The 17,924-nt window shown below is 59.9% G+C and carries 17 protein-coding genes; 11 read left to right on the top strand and 6 right to left on the bottom strand.

The annotated features are described in order from the left end of the window. Positions 1-127 precede the first annotated feature (127 nt). A complete protein-coding gene (locus tag ACP7EE_RS20560) occupies positions 128-574 on the bottom strand; it encodes a response regulator (protein WP_426205670.1) in 447 nt (148 codons plus the stop codon). A 254-nt stretch (positions 575-828) separates the two neighbouring features. Here ACP7EE_RS20560 and ACP7EE_RS20555 point away from each other — a divergent pair, with 254 nt between their 5' ends. The 8 genes from ACP7EE_RS20555 to ACP7EE_RS20520 all read left to right on the top strand — a co-directional run bounded on the left by ACP7EE_RS20555 (position 829) and on the right by ACP7EE_RS20520 (position 10,184). Further along, positions 829-2,769 carry a putative nucleotidyltransferase substrate binding domain-containing protein gene (locus tag ACP7EE_RS20555; RefSeq protein WP_426236293.1) on the top strand — a complete coding sequence of 647 codons (1,941 nt, stop codon included), beginning with the start codon at positions 829-831 and terminating at the stop codon, positions 2,767-2,769. Continuing rightward, a complete protein-coding gene (locus ACP7EE_RS20550; protein WP_426236291.1) occupies positions 2,766-3,473 on the top strand; it encodes a 3'-5' exonuclease in 708 nt (235 codons plus the stop codon). The genes ACP7EE_RS20555 and ACP7EE_RS20550 overlap by 4 nt, the downstream gene beginning before the upstream one ends. A gap of 309 nt (positions 3,474-3,782) precedes the next feature. After that, on the top strand, positions 3,783-4,301 hold the full coding sequence (locus tag ACP7EE_RS20545; RefSeq protein ID WP_426236299.1) for an RNA polymerase sigma factor: 519 nt from the start codon (positions 3,783-3,785) through the stop codon (positions 4,299-4,301). Beyond that, positions 4,298-5,272 (top strand): FecR domain-containing protein, encoded by a 975-nt coding sequence (locus ACP7EE_RS20540; protein WP_426236289.1) that lies wholly within the window; start codon positions 4,298-4,300, stop codon positions 5,270-5,272. Before ACP7EE_RS20545 ends, ACP7EE_RS20540 begins: the two co-directional genes overlap by 4 nt. A gap of 265 nt (positions 5,273-5,537) precedes the next feature. After that, on the top strand, positions 5,538-7,964 hold the full coding sequence (locus ACP7EE_RS20535) for a TonB-dependent siderophore receptor (RefSeq protein WP_426236287.1): 2,427 nt from the start codon (positions 5,538-5,540) through the stop codon (positions 7,962-7,964). A gap of 74 nt (positions 7,965-8,038) precedes the next feature. Next, the gene (locus ACP7EE_RS20530; RefSeq protein ID WP_426236285.1) at positions 8,039-9,169 is read left to right on the top strand and encodes a PepSY-associated TM helix domain-containing protein; all 1,131 of its coding nucleotides are present in this window, start codon (positions 8,039-8,041) and stop codon (positions 9,167-9,169) included. Further along, complete coding sequence (locus ACP7EE_RS20525) at positions 9,166-9,345, top strand: hypothetical protein (RefSeq protein ID WP_426236283.1); 180 nt, start codon at positions 9,166-9,168, stop codon at positions 9,343-9,345. The genes ACP7EE_RS20530 and ACP7EE_RS20525 overlap by 4 nt, the downstream gene beginning before the upstream one ends. Before the next feature lie 209 nt (positions 9,346-9,554). Next, positions 9,555-10,184, top strand: a complete 630-nt coding sequence (locus tag ACP7EE_RS20520) for a glutathione S-transferase (RefSeq protein WP_426236281.1) — start codon at positions 9,555-9,557, stop codon at positions 10,182-10,184. Positions 10,185-10,356: 172 nt separating this feature from the next. On the opposite strand, the gene creD is transcribed toward ACP7EE_RS20520, so the two are convergent. Then, positions 10,357-11,724, bottom strand: coding sequence for a cell envelope integrity protein CreD (creD, locus tag ACP7EE_RS20515; protein ID WP_426236279.1), 1,368 nt, complete (start codon positions 11,722-11,724; stop codon positions 10,357-10,359). A gap of 166 nt (positions 11,725-11,890) precedes the next feature. Between creD and ACP7EE_RS20510 the strand changes: the two genes are divergently transcribed. Further along, positions 11,891-12,901: an acyltransferase family protein gene (locus ACP7EE_RS20510; protein ID WP_426236277.1), complete on the top strand. Its 1,011-nt coding sequence runs from the start codon at positions 11,891-11,893 to the stop codon at positions 12,899-12,901. 6 nt (positions 12,902-12,907) lie between these two features. On the opposite strand, the gene creC is transcribed toward ACP7EE_RS20510, so the two are convergent. The 3 genes from creC to ACP7EE_RS20495 form a co-directional block, all read right to left on the bottom strand. Beyond that, the gene (creC, locus tag ACP7EE_RS20505) at positions 12,908-14,326 is read right to left on the bottom strand and encodes a two-component system sensor histidine kinase CreC (protein ID WP_426236275.1); all 1,419 of its coding nucleotides are present in this window, start codon (positions 14,324-14,326) and stop codon (positions 12,908-12,910) included. After that, positions 14,326-15,006, bottom strand: coding sequence for a two-component system response regulator CreB (gene creB, locus ACP7EE_RS20500; RefSeq protein ID WP_426236273.1), 681 nt, complete (start codon positions 15,004-15,006; stop codon positions 14,326-14,328). Before creB ends, creC begins: the two co-directional genes overlap by 1 nt. Positions 15,007-15,073: 67 nt before the next feature. Beyond that, on the bottom strand, positions 15,074-15,580 hold the full coding sequence (locus tag ACP7EE_RS20495; protein ID WP_426205681.1) for an ATP-dependent zinc protease: 507 nt from the start codon (positions 15,578-15,580) through the stop codon (positions 15,074-15,076). Between the two features lie 324 nt (positions 15,581-15,904). On the opposite strand from ACP7EE_RS20495, the gene ACP7EE_RS20490 reads away from it, so the two are divergent. Next, a complete protein-coding gene (locus ACP7EE_RS20490) occupies positions 15,905-16,792 on the top strand; it encodes an acyltransferase (RefSeq protein ID WP_426236271.1) in 888 nt (295 codons plus the stop codon). A gap of 1 nt (position 16,793) precedes the next feature. Here ACP7EE_RS20490 and ACP7EE_RS20485 read toward each other — a convergent pair whose 3' ends face one another. Beyond that, positions 16,794-17,351: a DUF2780 domain-containing protein gene (locus tag ACP7EE_RS20485; RefSeq protein WP_426236269.1), complete on the bottom strand. Its 558-nt coding sequence runs from the start codon at positions 17,349-17,351 to the stop codon at positions 16,794-16,796. 260 nt (positions 17,352-17,611) lie between these two features. Between ACP7EE_RS20485 and ACP7EE_RS20480 the strand changes: the two genes are divergently transcribed. Continuing rightward, positions 17,612-17,923 (top strand): hypothetical protein, encoded by a 312-nt coding sequence (locus ACP7EE_RS20480; RefSeq protein WP_426236267.1) that lies wholly within the window; start codon positions 17,612-17,614, stop codon positions 17,921-17,923. The last annotated feature ends 1 nt before the right edge of the window (position 17,924 follow it).

Raw genomic sequence — 17,924 nt, 5'->3', positions numbered from 1 at the left:
TTTGCAACTTCTGTTTAGGCAGGCTTGAACGCGATGCCAAACGCGTATCAAGCCTGTAAAGGTGTAAACGATGTCCCCGGTCTAATGTGTAAAGGATGTGCCGGTCTCTACAGTGAGGGGCTTTGGCTTAAGGCTCAATCCCTAGTTCATGTTTGACCAGGCCAAGCAACTTCACCGTATCAATCGGCTTCAACATAAAATCCACCACACTCAAATGCATCGCCGCGATCGCATCCTTCACATCCGCATCGCCCGAGACAATGATGATCGGCAGCGCCGCTCGCACCGACTCACGCACTTCACGAACCAACTCCAGCCCACCAATATTGCCCATGCGCAAATCAGTGATCACCAAACCGATTGAAGGCTTCTCGGCCAACATCTTGAGCGCGGTCTCGCCACTGGCTGCCGTCATGCAGCGAATACCGTCCAGCGCCAGAATCTCCGCCAGCAACTCGCGAGCGTCCTTGTCATCATCGACAATCAGGACCCGCTGCGGCGGCAGGTCGGGCTCCAGCATGACGGCGCTGAGCGCAGCACGCTCGGCGTCGCTCAAAATATCGTGGTCGGACATGGCGTTCTCTAAATAACCAATTCAATCCCCTAGCACAGTGGTCAGACATCGCTAAGCAGAGCTTCAATGTGCACTTCGTCGGATAATTTTCCAAGGGGCTGAACTGGAGAATTTCCGACTGCGCGCGTAGGGCATCTCCGAAAACTACCCGGCGGTACCCCCTACCTAGACTTACGTCCAATGGGCACCCCGCTCGATGGGGCCGACCATGGCTGCAACGATCGGACAACAATAATTCGAAAAAGACTGCGGTAATGGTTATGAGTAAAGCGGACGCCTTCACCCAGGCAGGGAAAACCGCGGTGTTGCAGAACATTCAGGGCACTTTGCAATTCCTTCAGCGCTTCCCGCCGTTCAATCAGATGGAACATGCCCACCTCGCCTATCTGGTGGAGCGATGCCAGATGCGTTTCTACGGCCAGGGCGAGAGCATCATCAAACCCGCCGACGGCCCGGTCGAGCACTTCTATATCGTCAAACAGGGCCGGGTGGTCGGTGAACGTCCGCATACCGCCAAGGGCGGAAACGAAACCACTTTCGAGATCACCACCGGCGAATGCTTTCCGCTCGCTGCGTTGCTTGGCGAACGTGCGACTCGGACTGAGCATCTGGCCGGTGAAGACACGTTCTGCCTGCAATTGAACAAACTGGCGTTCATCAAACTGTTCGCGCTGTCCAACAGCTTCCGCGACTTCGCCTTGCGCGGGGTCAGCAGCCTGCTCGATCAGGTTAATCAGCAAGTGCAGCAGAAAGCCGTGGAAACCCTCGGCACTCAATACTCGCTGAACACCCGTCTCGGCGAATTGGCCATGCGTCATCCCGTGACGTGCAGCCCGGATACGCCACTGCGTGAAGCAGTGAAGCTGATGCACGAGCAGCAGGTCGGCAGCATTGTCGCAGTGGATGAGAATAAAGCGCCGCTGGGGATATTCACTCTGCGCGATTTGCGGCATGTGGTGGCTGAAGGCGTTGGCGATTTCAACCAGCCGATTGAACGCCACATGACCCATGCGCCGTTCTACCTGACACCGGATCACAGCGCGTTCGATGCGGCGATTGCCATGACCGAACGGCACATCGCGCATGTGTGCCTGGTCAAGGATCAACGCCTGTGCGGGGTGGTCTCCGAGCGGGATCTGTTCTCGCTGCAACGGATTGACCTGGTGCATCTGGCGCGGACCATTCGCAGTGCGCAACGGGTTGAACAATTGGTGGCCCTGCGCGGTGAGATCGGCCAACTGGTCGAGCGCATGCTCGCTCACGGCGCGTCTTCGACCCAGATCACCCATATCATCACCCTGCTCAACGACCACACCGTGTGCCGCGTGATCGAACTGACCCTCGCGGAAAAAGGCGACCCCGGCGTGGCATTCAGTTGGCTGTGTTTCGGCAGCGAAGGCCGGCGCGAGCAGACGCTGCACACCGATCAGGATAACGGCATTTTGTTTGAAGCACGCGATGCGGCGCATGCCGCAGAGATTCGCGGCAAGCTGCTGCCAATCGCGCAGCAGATCAACCAGAGCCTGGCGCTGTGCGGCTTTACTCTGTGCAAGGGCAACGTCATGGCTGGCAATCCCGAGCTGTGTCTGTCGCGCGCGGAATGGGCGCGGCGTTTCGCGGCGTTTATCCGCGAGGCGACCCCGGAGAACCTGCTGGCCTCGAGCATCTATTTCGACCTGCGCGTGGTCTGGGGTGACGAGCAAGGCTGCGCGCAACTGCGCCGGGGCATTCTCGATCAGGTCGGCGACAACCGCCTGTTCCAACGGATGATGGCCGACAATGCTCTGCGCAATCGCCCGCCGGTGGGGCGTTTCCGCGAATTCGTGCTGACGCGCAAAAACGGCGACAAAGCCACCATGGACTTGAAGACCCAAGGCCTGACCCCGTTTGTCGACGGCGCACGCTTGCTGGCATTGGCCAATGGCATCGACGCCAACAACACCCTCGAACGCTTCCGCCAACTGGTGGATAAACAGGTCATCGAAAAACTCGACGGCGCGGCGTATGAAGAGGCTTACCACTTCATCCAGCAGACGCGCATGCAGCAACATCAATTGCAGACCCGGGAGAATCTGCCGTATTCAAATCGAGTCGATCCCGACAGCCTCAACCATCTCGACCGACGCATCCTGCGTGAATCCCTGCGTCAGGCCCAACGCCTGCAGAGCAGCCTGAGCCTGCGGTATCAGCTATGAGCCTGTTTTCCTGGCTGCGCCCGGCCAGCCCGACAGTGCCGCACGACTTGCAGCAACGTCTGGCGCAGTTGCCGGCGAACAGCGGCTTGAGCGAATGCAGTTTGCGCGAACAGCGCTGGGTGGTGCTCGATCTGGAAACCACCGGGCTGAATTTGAACAAGGATCGCGTGCTTTCGATTGGCGCGGTGGTGATCGAGGACGGCGCGATTGATTTCAGTCAGCAGTTTGAACGGACTTTGCAATGTCATGAGTTGAAGCTCAGCCCGAGCGTGTTGATCCACGGGTTGGGACCGAATGCGATTGCCGCCGGCAGTGAGCCGGGCGAGGCGCTGGTCGAGTTGCTGGAGTTTATTGGCGACAGCCCGGTGCTGGCGTTTCATGCACCGTTTGATCAGCACATGCTTGGGCGCGCACTGAAGGAACATCTGGGGCACAAATTGCAGCAGGTTTTTCTGGATGTGGCGGATATTGCCCCACTGGTTTGTCCGCAGGCGCAGATTCGTGAGGCAGGGCTGGATGAGTGGATTGAGTGGTTCAGGCTGGAGGTGTTCGAGCGGCATAACGCGAGTGCGGATGCGCTGGCGACGGCGGAGTTGGCTTTGATTCTGTTTAATCGGGCTCGGCAGCAGCAGATTTTCAGTCCGCTGGCGTTGCAGCAGCGGTTGAGTCAGTGGAAGCGTCGGCGTGAGGCGCCTTCGTTCTAGGTCAAAAGAAACCCTCACCCCAGCCCTCCCGAAACGTCGGACCGCCCAGAGGTAGAGGGAGCCGATTGGGGGATGCTTCAGAAATACGTCGACCTGAACGTTCTGCAGCGAATCCATAATCGACTCGGTCGTTCAGGTCGATGTATAGCGCAAGACACTTCGGTCGGCCCCCTCTCCCTCCGGGAGAGGGCTGGGGTGAGGGTCCGCCTTCGGGCACCACCCGACCAGTGGCCAATTGCTAACCATTCCCACCTCTGCCAGAATCGCGAACAATTCTCGTTGGTTAACATTTCCCAATCGGTGCGTCTGGTGTCGTCAGTCCCAAGCCCCCACAGTGAGCTCGTCGGTGCGCTTTATCGCGACCATCGCGGCTGGCTGCTGGGCTGGTTGCGGCGCAACGTGGCGTGCCCGCAACGTGCCGAAGACCTGAGCCAAGACACCTTCGTGCGCCTGCTCGGCCGCGATCAACTGCTCACTCCGCGCGAACCACGGGCCTTTCTGGTGGCGATCGCCAAAGGTCTGCTGTTCGATTACTTCCGCCGCGCCGCGCTGGAGCAGGCGTATCTGACCGAACTGATGCTGATCCCCGAAGGCGAGCAGCCGTCGGTGGAGCAACAGCAACTGATCCTCGAGGACCTCAAAGCCATCGACCGCATGCTCGGCAAACTGTCGACCAAGGCGCGTGCCGCTTTCCTTTATAACCGTCTCGACGGCCTGAACCATGCCGAGATCGCCGATAAGCTCGGCGTGTCAGTACCGCGCGTGCGCCAGTATCTGGCGCAAGGCATTCGTCAGTGCTACATCGCCCTGTACGGAGAGCCGACGTGACCCCGGCCAGCTCCAGACCAGTGCCGGCGCATGTGCTGGACGCAGCGATTGCCTGGCAGTTAACCCTCGATTCGAGCAGTCCGCTAGAGCGCGAGGAGTTTGCCAAGTGGCACGCGGCGCATGAAGAACATGCCCGCGCCTGGCGTCAGTTGGGCATGCTCGATCAACGTTTCAGCGTGGCCAACGGCCCGGCGCGCAGTGCATTGCTGCAATCGCGCGAAGGTATTCGGCGGCGGGTGCGGGCAATTGGCAGCGGTGTCGCCAGCGTGGTCGCGGTGATCGGTCTGGCGTTGTTTACCGGAGATCGTTATCTGCCGCTGGATTACTGGCTCGCCGACCAGCGCACCGCCACCGGCGAACAGCGCACCGTGCACCTGGCCGATGGCACTGTGCTCAACCTCAATACTCACAGCGCGGTCGATGTGCGCTTCGACGCCAGGCAGCGGTTGATCGTATTGCAGGACGGCGAAATCCTCGTCGAAACCGGGCATGGCGATGCGCGGCCGTTCATTGTGCAGACCGCCGAAGGCAGCATGCGCGCGCTGGGTACGCGGTTTCTGGTCAAACGCGAAGACGCCGGCACGCGCCTGAGCGTTTTGAAATCAGCAGTGGCCGCGCATCCGCAAGCCAATCCGCACGAGCAAATCCTGCGCGAAGGCCAGCAAGTGCTGATCCGCAACAACGGCCTGGAGTCGGTCATCGCACTCAATCCCGGCGCGGACGCGTGGACCCGCGGCATGCTGGTGGTGGACAACGCGCGGTTGGAGGATCTGGTGCACGAACTCAGTCGCTACCGGCGCGGGCATCTGGGAATCGACCCGGAAGTGGCCGACCTGCGCATCACCGGCAGCTTCCCGCTGCACGACACCGACAAAGCCTTGAGCGCCCTGCTCCCGACTCTGCCGGTGCAGATCGAACAGCACACGCCGTGGTGGGTGACCGTGGCCAAGGCCGATTCCAAACCTGAGTAATTGGCTGCCTGAGCTACCGCTATCGCTGGCAAGCCAGCTCCCACAAGGTTCTGCGATAAACATTAATTCTGTGAACAGCACTGAAACTGTGGGAGCTGGCTTGCCAGCGATGAGGCCGCCAGCTGTCCATAAAAACCAGGGTTGCCACAAGAACCAGCAGCCCCATTTCAAGTTAATAGAAATAATTTTCATCCAGCCCTATCACTTTTTGATTCTCGTTCGGCACACAGGCAATTGAGAAATATTTCCATTCAGGAGCCGCCGTATGTCCCGTTCGCTAGACACCTTGTTGCGCCCCAGTTTGTTGGCGGTCGCCATTGCCTTCAGCACCCCGCTGGTCAGCAGCCAACTGATCGCCGCTGAACAGGCGTCGAGCGTGCGCGCCTACAACCTGCCGGCGGCTCCGCTGTCGACCACGTTGAACCAGATCGCCAGTCAGGGCGGGCTCGCGCTGTCGCTGAACCCGGCGCTGGCCGCCGGCAAGACTTCGGCGGCGGTCAACGGCCAATACGATGCGGCCGGCGCCCTGCGCGCTGCTCTGCGTGGCACGGGTCTGCAACTGGAACAAAGCAGTGCCGGGACTTACACCCTGGTCGCCGTGCCGGACGGCGTGATGGCGCTGCCGGAAACCTCGGTGATCGGCGTAGAAAACATTGAAACCGCGTGGAGTCCGGTCGAAGGCTACACCGCGACGCGCACTGCCGCCGGCAGCAAGACTGACACCGCGCTGGTCGAAGCACCGCGTTCGATTTCGGTCGCCACCCGCCAGCAAATGGAAGACCGTGGCGTGCACAGCCTCGATGACGCCGTGCGCTACATGCCGGGCATCACCGCCAGCAGCTACGGCAGCGATGCTCGCGCCGACTGGCTGCGCGTGCGTGGCTTCGAACCGACCCAGTTTCTCGACGGTCTGCCGCTGCCCAAAGGCGTGTACGCCAACCCGAAACAGGAAACCTGGAACCTCGACCGCCTCGCCCTGCTGCGTGGCCCGGCCTCGTCGGTGTACGGCCAGACCCCGCCGGGCGGCTTGCTGGACATGGTCAGCCGCCGTCCAAGTGATGTGCAGAGCAGTGAAATCCAGCTGCAATACGGCAGCGACAACCACCGCCAGATCAACTTCGCCAGCACCGGCAAGATCGACGACGCCGGGCAGTTTCTCTACGGTATCAGCGGCGTAGTGCGTGACAGCGGCACTCAGGTCGACCACGTCGACAACAAGCGCTACAACATCGCGCCGAGCCTGACCTGGAACATCGACGAAGACACCAAATTCACCCTGCTCAGCCAGTTCACCCGCGACGATACCGGCATAACCAGCCAGTTCCTGCCGGTGCAGGGCACCAAGATCGACATGCCGTTCGGCAAGGTCTCTCACCACAAAAACCTCGGCGACCCGGATTGGGAATACTACGACCGCACTTATTACGCGCTGGGCTATGCGTTCGAACATCGTTTGAATGACACCTGGCAGTTCAAGCAGAACCTGCGTTACACCAAGTCCGATCTGTCGTTCCAGTCGCTGACGCCAGGTTCCTATCCGTTCACCCAGGTGGATGACCAAGGCAACGTCGGTCGCACCAGCACCAGCGTCGACGAAGACATCAGCCAGTTCGCGGTGGATAACCACTTCCAGGCCGATTTCGCCACTGGCGATATCCGTCACACCTTGCTGCTGGGGCTGGACCACCAGCGCAGCAACACCAACTACACCTCGATCTTCGGCGACGGCCTGACCACCAACGTAGTCAACCCGATCTACGGCCAGCCAATCGTGCGGCCGGCGCGCTCGACCGCGTTCTACGATTACAACCAGAAGACCTTCCAGACTGGCCTGTATGTGCAGGACCAGATGGCTCTCGACCAATGGCGTCTGACCCTCGGCGGGCGGGAAGACTGGGTGCACACCAGCACTCAATTCATCAACAAGGGCGATGCAACCAACACCCAGCGCGACAAGGCCTTCAGCGGCAACGCGGCGCTCAGCTACGTGTTCGACTCAGGTTTCGTGCCGTACCTGTCGTACGCCGAGTCGTTCCAGCCAACCACCGGCGCTGACGCCACTTCCACAGGCTCGCTCAAGCCAACCGAAGGCAAGCAGTGGGAATTGGGCATCAAGTACCAGCCACCTGGCAGCAAAACATTGCTGAGCGCTGCGGTGTATGACCTGACCCAGAAAAACGTCTCGGTCAGTAACTTCGTCAACGGCGTGTCGATCACCAGCCAGACCGGCGAAGTCAAAGTCAAAGGCCTCGAACTGGAAGCGGTATCCGACGTCACCGATAACCTGAAGATCATTGCCGCCTACACCCTGGCCAAGTCCGAAGTGCAGAAAGGCACCGACAAGGGCAATCGCCTGCAACTGATGCCCAATCAACAAGCCTCGCTGTGGGCCGATTACACCTGGCATAACGGCGTGCTCGACGGCTTCGGCATCGGTGCTGGCGCGCGTTATACCGGCAACACCTACGGCGACAAGGCCAACACCTGGCTGGGCAAGGCTGACGCTTACACCGTGTTCGACGCCGCCGTGCATTACGACCTCGGCCGTCTGGACAACAGCCTCAAAGGCGCGTCACTGGCACTCAATGCCACCAACCTGCTGGACAAGGAATACATTTCCACCTGCGACAGCTTCTACTGCTACTACGGCGACACGCGCAGTGTCGTCGCCAGCGCCACCTACAAGTGGTAAGCGCGTGAGTTGAAACAGGCCCTGTAACCTGGCCGTCCTCCGTGGACGGCTTTGGTGTTTTTGAAGGTCATGAAATGAAAAGTAAAACAATCCGTCGCTGGTCGTTCATCCACACCTGGACCAGCCTGATCTGCACCGTGTTTTTGCTGATGCTGGCATTGACCGGTCTGCCGCTGATCTTCCATCACGAGATCGAGCATCTGCTCGGCGATGCACCCGAACTGCGCGAGATGCCGGCCGATACGCCGCATCTGAATCTGGCGCAACTGGTCGAGGCAGCGGAAAAATATCGCCCTGGCGACGTCGTGCAGTATTTCGGCTTCGAAGACGATGAGCCGAACGCCGTCCTGACGATCATGGCGAAAACCGCCGGCACCGAACCGAACTCCTCGCACACGTTCATGCTCGACGCGCGTACCGGTGAAGCGCTGGAAATGCCTTCGGCCAATGGCGGGCTGATGCTTTTCATCCTGCGTCTGCACGTGGACATGTTCGCCGGGCTGCCGGGCAAGTTGTTGCTGGCGTTCATGGGTTTGCTGTTTGTGATCGCGATTGTGTCGGGGACAGTGTTGTACCTGCCGTTCATGCGCCGCTTGAAGTTCGCCACCGTGCGTCAGGACAAATCCACCCGTCTGCGCTGGCTCGACCTGCATAACCTGATTGGTGTCGTGACGTTGACTTGGGCATTGGTGGTTGGCGTCACAGGGGTGATTAGCGCCTGCGCCGATTTGTTGATCGCTGCATGGCGCAACGATGCGTTGAATACCTTGATTGCGCCCTACCGCGATGTACCGCCATTGACTCATCTGGCGCCGGCCACTCGTGTGTTGGAAATCGCCAGCGAAGTCGCACCCGGCATGAAGCCGGACTTTATCGCTTTCCCCGGCACACGCTTTTCCAGCGAGCACCATTACTCGGTGTTCATGAAGGGCGGCACGCATCTGACCTCGCACTTGCTGACGCCGGTGCTGATCGACGCCAGCACGCTCAAGGTCACCGCGGTGGCGGAGCGGCCGTGGTACATGGACGCCATGGGCATGTCGCAGCCGCTACATTTCGGTGACTATGGCGGCATGCCGATGAAAATCCTCTGGGCCACGCTGGATGTGTTGACCATCATCGTTTTGGGTAGCGGCGTGTATTTGTGGGTGGTGCGGCGCAAAGCGGCCAAGCCTGCTTTGGAAACGGCGGAGGCTCGTGCATGAAGCCGCGTCAGTCGAGTTTCTGGAAGGTGTTCAGCACGCCGCTGGTGATTGCGCTGCTGAGTGCGGCGGGGTTGTTTGCGGCGCTGTTGGGGGACGGGCTCTGGGATGGGTTGAGCTGGATTGGACTCGGCGTCCCGACAGCCATCGCGTTGCGCGGTTTGTTGCAGCGGCGCTGAGATTTGTATTGTCTGGATGGGCCTCATCGCGGGCAAGCCACGCTCCCACAGGTACCGGGTTGTGCACAAAGATGCTGGCCGACTCGATCCCTGTGGGAGCGTGGCTTGCCCGCGATGGCGATCTCAAAGTCATCATCAAATCCCTCGCCAGCCATGCAGCTTCTGACTAGGCTAAGCCCCAGCACTTTGATGACTGCCGAGGAATGCCGATGTCCGCCCCCAGCATGACCCTGTTTCACAACACTCTCTCGCCATTCGTGCGCAAAGTCGTGGTGATGTTGCACGAGACCGGCCAGCAGGATCGCGTTGCCCTGCAAGACTGCATGCTCAGCCCGGTCAGCCCGGATGCGGCGCTGAATCAGGACAATCCGCTGGGCAAGATCCCGGCCCTGCGCCTGGCCGACGGCAATGTCATCCATGACAGCCGGGTCATCCTCGATTACCTCGACCACCAGCATGTCGGCAATCCGCTGATTCCGCGCGAAGGCTCGGCGCGCTGGCGGCGCCTGACTCTGGCGTCGATGGCCGACGGGATCATGGACGCCTCGGTGCTGGTGCGTTATGAACAAGTCCTGCGCGCCCCGGAAAAGCACTGGGACGAATGGCTGGAAGCCCAGCGCGAGAAGATCCGCCGCGCCCTCGCCCTGCTTGAGCACGATGCGATTGCCGAACTGACCAGCCATTTCGATGTGGCGGCAATCAGCGTTGCCTGTGCGCTGGGTTACCTCGATCTGCGCTTTCCGGATTTGGGCTGGCGCGAGGCCAACCCGAATCTGGCCAACTGGTTCTTTGAAGTGAGCCAGCGGCCTTCCATGATTGCGACAATGCCCAAGGTCTAGGTCGGCTGTTCGGGCCTCATCGCTGGCAAGCCAGCTCCCACATTGGAACGCGTCTCCCTGTGGGAGCCAGCCTGCTGGCGATGGCACCAACTCGGTTGCGCTGGTAACACCGAAAACATCAGCGTCACCAACACCTCAATCTCCCGCCGATCCTCGCGCAATCCAACCCGGCTCATTGCACCGCTCCAATATCAAACTCCAATTGCTCAGCCGGTTTCTGTCCGATCCCGTACCAGTCGAGTTTGCGCGTCAGCACCATGAACACACCCAGCAACCCGAACAGCAGCAGCGAGCCCATCAACAGCGCGTAATCCTCGGCACTCAACAAGCCGTAGAGCAGACCATACAACGCCGCCAGCCCCGCGGAAAAACTCAAGCCGTGGCGCACGCTATGCAGCACGTGGCAGACATAAAACCCGATCAACAACACACAACCGCTGGCCGACAACAAATACGCCGGGCCGAAACCGATGTGCTCCGACAGCGACAATAGCAACAGATAGAAGAACGCCAGCGCAACGCCCACCAGCGCATATTGCACCGGGTGCACCGCGAGGCTTTTCAGCACCTCAAAGAGGAAGAAACCGGCGAACGTCAGGACGATGAACAGCAACGCATATTTGATCGCCCGGTCGCTCTTCAGATACTGATCCACCGGATCGATGAAGCTCACACCAAAGCTACGGCCATTGAATGCATCACAGTCTCCCGCCACGCAGCGGTTCATCGCTTCTTGCAGGTTGGTGGAGAAGAACGAGGTCTGCCAGTTGGCGCTGAAACCCTGATCGGTAATCTCACGCTTGGCCGGGAGGAAGTTGCCGACAAAACTTGGGTGCGGCCAATTGGCTTCAAGGTTCACGCTGCTGGTCTTGCCCACCGGCAGCACCTGCAATGTGCCGGTCCCTTGCAGGCGCAGATCAAAACCGAACGGCAGTTGCGTAGCTTTGCTGGTGTCCAGCGCCGGCAACATTACCCGCACACCTTCGCCGAGCCAGGCCACCTGAGTACCCGGCACGAAGTCCAGGCGCTGACTATCCACTTCGAGTTTCAGGGCGTTTTCGATCCCGCGAATGTCGCTGATGCTGACCGCGAGAAACGGCGCGTCGAACCGGTAATCGGCAAAATCTTCCTTGATGCCCAATTGCGCCGGCAGCGAGAAATGCCCGTTGATGCGGGTGTCGGCGTGGAACAGCCGCGCCTCATAAATACCCCGAGCACGCAGTTCAGTCTGTACCTTGCCGTCGAGTTCAAAGCGCTCCGGCAGGAAGTACAATCGCCCGCGTTCTTCGCCGATTTCCTGATAACGCTCGTCGCTTTTCTCTTTGGTTTTCCAGGTACGCACCACTTTGCGATACGGCACCACCATCACCGGCCCGCTGAGTTGCTGGCTGTAGCTGGAGCTGCGGGCAATGTCTTCAAGCACGCCGTCGCGCAGTTGCTGGCGATCATCGATCACGCCGTCGATCATCAGCAACGGCACCAGCAACAGCAGGATCAGCAGGGCAATTGCCCCGAGTTTTATTGTCAGATTTCGGTTCATCAGAACGCTCCCTGGTTGGAATGAGGCGAGTCTGCGAGCGCTGTATGGATTTGTTATGGAGGTTGTGTGGGCTTTGCGTGGAAATACCTGTAAAAGGCTTTCCCAGTGGCGATAGAGCAATCCGCCATCACTCTCAAGGACAGAATTGGAACCAGGGACTATCCGCTTGCGAAACAACTCATTCGACTTGATCAGGCATGTGGCCGCGCTGATGGTGCTGGTCAGCCATCACTTCGTGCTCTCGGGCTTCGAAGAGCCGGGCATTGCCGGCTACAACTCCTTGGGTGGCATCGCCGTCATCGCCTTCTTCTCGATTTCCGGCCTGCTGATCACACGCAGCTTCCTCAATGCCAGCAGCTTCACCGACTATCTGAGCAAACGCGTTGCACGGATATTCCCAGCGTTGATTGCCTGCGCCTTCATCATGACCTTCGTCGCCGGTGGACTGTTCGCAGAGGGTTACCTGACGTACTCCGCCGCGCTGGTCGACTTCCTGCGTATATCGGTATTCGGGCGAGCGGACATTGCGCAGATCACCAGCGACTTCATCTTCAGCGAATCCTTCAACGGCAGTCTCTGGACGCTGAAAATCGAGTTCGCGTTTTACTTGCTGTTGGCTGGCGCAATCGGTATTTACCGACGAGCGCTGATGCCCGGCGCATTGCTTGCGCTGTTTTGTATGGCAACCTTTGTATTGGGCAACGGTGTAACCCATCCACTCGCGCCGAAACTGGCGGTGTATGGCTGCGCGGGCATCGCGTTTTTCGCCGGATCGCTACTGGCTTTCCATAAGCAATATCTTGGCTCTGCGCGCCGGCTGCTGCTGATGCTGGCGGGATCTGTTGGCTTGATCGTGGCGGTGATGGGAACTCCGTTGGCGGCGGTGATGGTCACGCTGGGAATCTGCCTGGCCACATTGAGCCTCGGTCTGCTGTACGTCGATCACACCATCCGCGGCCGCTTCGATATCTCCTACGGCATTTACCTGTACGCATTTCCGGTGCAGCAACTGGTGATCAACAAGACCGCGCTGGCATTCTGGCCGTCGATGATCGCGTCGGCGCTGATCGTGATTGTGCTGGCCACTGCCTCTTGGCGCTGGGTCGAACGCCCGGCATTGCAATGGGCGCATCGCAAAAGGCAACGCGGAACCGAGGTGGCGACGGCGGCGGATTGAGGCGCATCAGGGCAAGCGCAAAGTGACTTGCACACCGCCCTGCACGTTTTCGATCCGCAGCGCTCCGCCATGCAACTTGACCACTTCTTCGACGAAGTTAAGCCCAAGGCCGGTGCTTTTACGCCCACTGTCGGGACGCGGCAGCGAGTAGAAGCGCTCGCTCAGACGCGGCAATGCGTACTCAGGAATCGCCGCCGCTGCATTGAACAAGCGAAACTCGACCTGTTCCCCAACCCGCTCGGCGCTGAAGCGCATCAAGCCCTGTGGCGGGGTGAAATCCAGCGCATTGTCCAGCAGATTGCCCAAGGCCTGCCGCAGCAGAAAAGGTTCGCCGATCAGCAGCAGATCACCTGCAATCTCGTGTTCGACGCGTAGCTGCTTGCCAGCAATCCGCGCCATCTGCGCCTGCAACAGCTCATCAACCAGAACGCCCAACGGCACCGCGACCCGTTCTTCCAGACCCTGACGCTGCTCGACATGCGCCAGATCCAGCAGCCGTTCGATCAATAGCTGCATCCGCACACTTTCGCTGTCGATGTTGCCGACAAAGCGCTGGCGCTGAGCGAGCGGCATTTCACTGTGCAACAGCTCTGCCGCACCGCGAATCGCCGCCAGCGGACTTTTCAACTCGTGGGTCAGCGTGTGCACGTAGCGCTCGACGTAAGCCTTGCCTTCGAGCTGCGTGCGCATCTGCTCAACCGCTGTCGCGAGCTGCTCCAGTTCCCCGCCGCGATAGTGCGGCACCTCGACCCGGCGACCCTCGCTGACGGCTTGGGCGTAACCGGTCAACCGGTGCAGCGCCCGGCTCAGCCACCATGAAAGCAACGCGCCGAACAACAAACCGAGGCCGATCAGCCCGGCGCCATACGCCAGCAAACGCCGTTCGGTGCGATCAACGTAGGGCTGCAGCGAGCTGTTGGGTTTGGCCACCGTCACCACGCCGATGATCTGGCCGTTGTCACGAATCGGCGCGCCGACGTGCATCACCGAGGAATTCGGGTCGTCGGGATCGCTGCGACTGGAACGTGCGCCGTACTCGCCACGCAAAGTCAGGTAGACGTCGTTCCACTTTGAATAATCCTGACCGACCGCAACGCCACTGGAATCCAGCACCACGCGGCCCTTGGCGTCGGTGACGTAGATGCGGTGATTGACCTGATTTTTCGGCAAGCCCCAGATCGTCGCCTGTGGCTGGCGCTCGCCATACGCGCGCAGTAACTGCGGCCAGCGGTTCTCGCTGAGGGTGCCGGCCTTGAAATCGTCACGCAGGATTTCCGCCATCAGGTTGGCGGTATCGACCAGGGTTTCTTCGGTGGACTGACGCACGCCGGGGCGGATTTCTTCCATCACCGTGTTGAGCACAAAGTAGCCGGTCAGGCCGATGAACAGCACGTACACGAGGAAGATCCGCAGCCCGAGCGACATCAGCTGTGCCCCGGACTGTAGCTGTAGCCGAGGCCGCGATGGGTCTGGATCGGCTCGGCTTCGGCGCGCACCAGCCGCAGCTTGGCGCGCAGGCTTTTGATGTGGCTGTCGATGCTGCGCTCGTAGCCGGCATCCGCCGCCACGCCCAAGGCATCGAGTAATTGTTCGCGGCTGAACACTCGTTCGGGTTGTTCGAGCAGGCATTGCAGCAGACGGAATTCATGCCGGGTCAGGGTCAATACCTGCCCGCGATAGCTGATTTGCACCCGCTCGGAGTCGATGCGAAACAGCGCTGATGACGTTTCGGCCAGCGCTCGCGGCGCCATGCGTTTGAGAATCGCGCGAACCCGCGCCGCAACTTCGCGAGGGCTGAACGGTTTGACCACATAGTCGTCAGCGCCGATCTCCAGACCGACCACGCGGTCGATCTCGGCATCCCGCGCGCTGAGAAACAGCACCGGCACTTCGCTGAAGCGCCGCAGCTGTTTGCAGGTTTCGAAACCGCTGATATCCGGCAGGCCGATGTCGAGGATGATCAGGTCGGCCGGGGTCTGGCGCTGATGCTCCAGCGCCGCCGCGCCGAGGCTCACCCACGTCGTGGTAAAGCCCTCGCCCTGCAAGGCAAAAATCAGCGTGTCGGCAATCGCCGCTTCGTCTTCGACAATCAGGATATGCGGCATGGCGTCCGAGCCCGTGGTTAAGTGCGCGAACGGTGCCCCAAGCCTGACGTTACGTCAATGAGACCACTTAGCAATCCGGTTTGTCGGCGGTATAACGGCGTGCCGGATTGACTGCGGCATCAAACTCACGCAAGGCCTTGGCACCGATCAACAATGGATAGTTGAAGTGGCTGCGGTCGGTCAGATTGACCTCAACCGTACGCTTGACGTTGCCCAGGCACAGCTCCAGATCGACCACCGGACGCTTGGCAGGATCGGCGCTGTCGCGCTCTTCATCGTCCTCGTCGGAGCGGCTCTTGATCTTGCTGATCCGCGCGACTTTGTGTTCGTAGACCTTGTTGCTCGCATCCTTGGTGGCCAGGCGGAACCGCACCCAGTCTTCGCCATCGCGGGTGAAGGTCTCGATATCCTTGGCCGACAGCGAGGCGGTCAGTGCGCCGGTGTCCATTTTCGCCTTGAGCACTTCACCGCCGATTTCCGGCAGGGCGATGTATTCGTAACGACCGTACAACGTCGGCTCGGCGGCCATGACCGGCAGGGTCACCAGGGCAAGCAGTGCAAAGAGGGATTTCACGTAAGGGGCTTCCTGAGAGAGTGGGCTCGGCGCCGAATTCTAGACCGCGAAAAAACACGATAGTTGGTTCACAGCTAACCTTTGTGGCGAGGGAGCTTGCTCCCGCTCGGCGACGCAGTCGTCGTAAAACCTGAATTCGCGTTGCACAGTTGTAGATGGATCAGGGGCCGCTGCGCAGCCCAGCGGGAGCAAGCTCCCTCGCCACAGGTGAATGGCGTTCCGCCAAGAATAGCTGTGCAAAGGTGAAACATTCGTCAGCGCCGATTTGGCCTGTCGCCTGAAGCTGCTTATCATGGCGCGCCATCCGATTTCAAAGAGTTGCTTATGCGCCGCCTGCTCACCGGCTGTGTTGTCACCTTTTTACTGCTGCTCAACACCCTGATCCTGATCGGGCCGTTGCTGGTATTCGCCCTGCTCAAACTGCTCGCCCCCGGCCGCTGGCGTGATTACGCCTCCGGCGCGGTGATGTGGATTGCCGAGACCTGGGCAGAAATCGACAAGCTGATTTTCCGCCTGTGCATCCCGACCCAATGGGACATTCGCGGCGGCGACGATCTGCGTAGTGACACCTCGTATCTGGTGATCAGCAACCATCAGTCGTGGGTCGACATCCCGGCGCTGATCCAGACCCTCAACCGGCGCACGCCGTTCTTCAAGTTCTTCCTCAAGAAAGAACTGATCTGGGTGCCGTTTCTCGGGCTGGCGTGGTGGGCGCTGGATTACCCGTTCATGAAGCGCTACAGCAAAGCGTTTCTGGCGAAACACCCGCAGCTGGCCGGCAAGGATCTGCAGATCACCAAAGCCGCTTGCGAGCTGTTCAAGCGCCAACCAGTGACGGTGGTGAATTATCTGGAAGGCACACGCTACACCGCAGCGAAAAGCGCTCAGCAACAATCACCGTTCAAGTATTTGCTCAAGCCCAAGGCCGGCGGCGTGGCATTTGTGCTGGCGGCGCTGGGCGAACAGCTGGACGCGGTTCTCGACGTGACCGTGGTCTATCCAAAGCAGCAAATTCCCGGATTCTGGGACTTGATCAGCGGCGGCGTGCCACGGGTGATCATCGACATCCAGACCCGCGAGCTGGATCCGGCGCTGTGGCAGGGCGATTACGAAAATGATCCGCAGTTTCGCGTTCAGGTCCAGAACTGGGTCAACCAGCTCTGGACACTCAAGGATCAGCGCATCGCCGAGCTACACGGCGAGCGCCTCTGAATCAACTGCCAGTGCCGGTGCCCCAGATGCTGCCGAGGCTTTGCAGCAACGAGCCGCCAACGCCCTGCTGACCGAGGTATTGCAGGATCACCGGGGCAAACTGGCCGATCATCCCGCTGTCCATGCCCAGCGCGCTGAAGGCACTGTTCAGGTCATTGGTGTCCTTGACGTTGCCCAAGGCGTTCTCCAGCCCGGCGGATTTGCCCGACGAACCGAGCAACCCGCTCAGCGCCGCAAGATTACCGCCGCCGCCCGACAGCTTGTCGATGCCCGGCACTTCTTTGGCGAGTTGCGAATAGTCGGTGCTGCTGAGCTGGTTCTTCGCCAGCCCCAACATGGCACTGGTGCCACCCACCGCTTGCTGCGGCGTAACGTCCAGCGCACTCAGCGCGCTCAACAGACCCGCAGTTTCCGACGTTGGCGCTGCGGCAGCCGCCTTGTCACCACCCTGCATGCCCGATACCGCACCGGCCACATCGTTCAGGCTGAAACCGGCGAACACCGGGCCGGCGGCGAGAGTCAGAAGCGATGCCAGGGCAAAACCGCGTGAAATCTTCATTCAGACATCCTCTTGTGACGTAAGGACCGCCCACTCAGCGATCAAACTGCCGATTGGACCGGGTATTCATCGGCATGTTCCATCCTGGGCGGTGCACTTCCTCGCGCAAGATCGTTCGCGATCCCACCTTTAGTTCGATTACTTCTGATGTAAATGGCAACTATTTCGAAAAGGACTAAAAGACTGTCATTTATGACAGTAGGAAATGTTGGCGCGACTACGGATGATTTGAGTTCAACTTACGTAACGGAGTACATACGATGATGCTGAAACTTCTCACCGGTGCCCTGGTTTGCCTGACCATGATGAGTACTGCGTACGCAGAGACCTGCCCGGAGGTATCTGTCACCACTTCAAGTGGCGCCCATGACGCCACATTTACAGCTGCTCGCATCAAAGACGGGACCACTGCGAAAGCCAAATTGGTCTGCCAGTATGATGCTGAAGGCAGCACTGGCCTTACTACCGTTTACGAACCCGAAGCTCCGATAGAAGGCGAGGGACCCGCTTGGAAAAAGGGTGATTGTGCAGTCACCGACGGTGATGCCAAAAAGTGCTCATACACACGTTGAA

The sequence above is a fragment of the Pseudomonas sp. TWP3-2 genome (genome assembly GCF_049897765.1).
Lineage (GTDB): Bacteria > Pseudomonadota > Gammaproteobacteria > Pseudomonadales > Pseudomonadaceae > Aquipseudomonas.
Note: the sequence above shows the minus strand (reverse complement) of the source record. Positions and strands in the feature narration are given on the sequence as shown.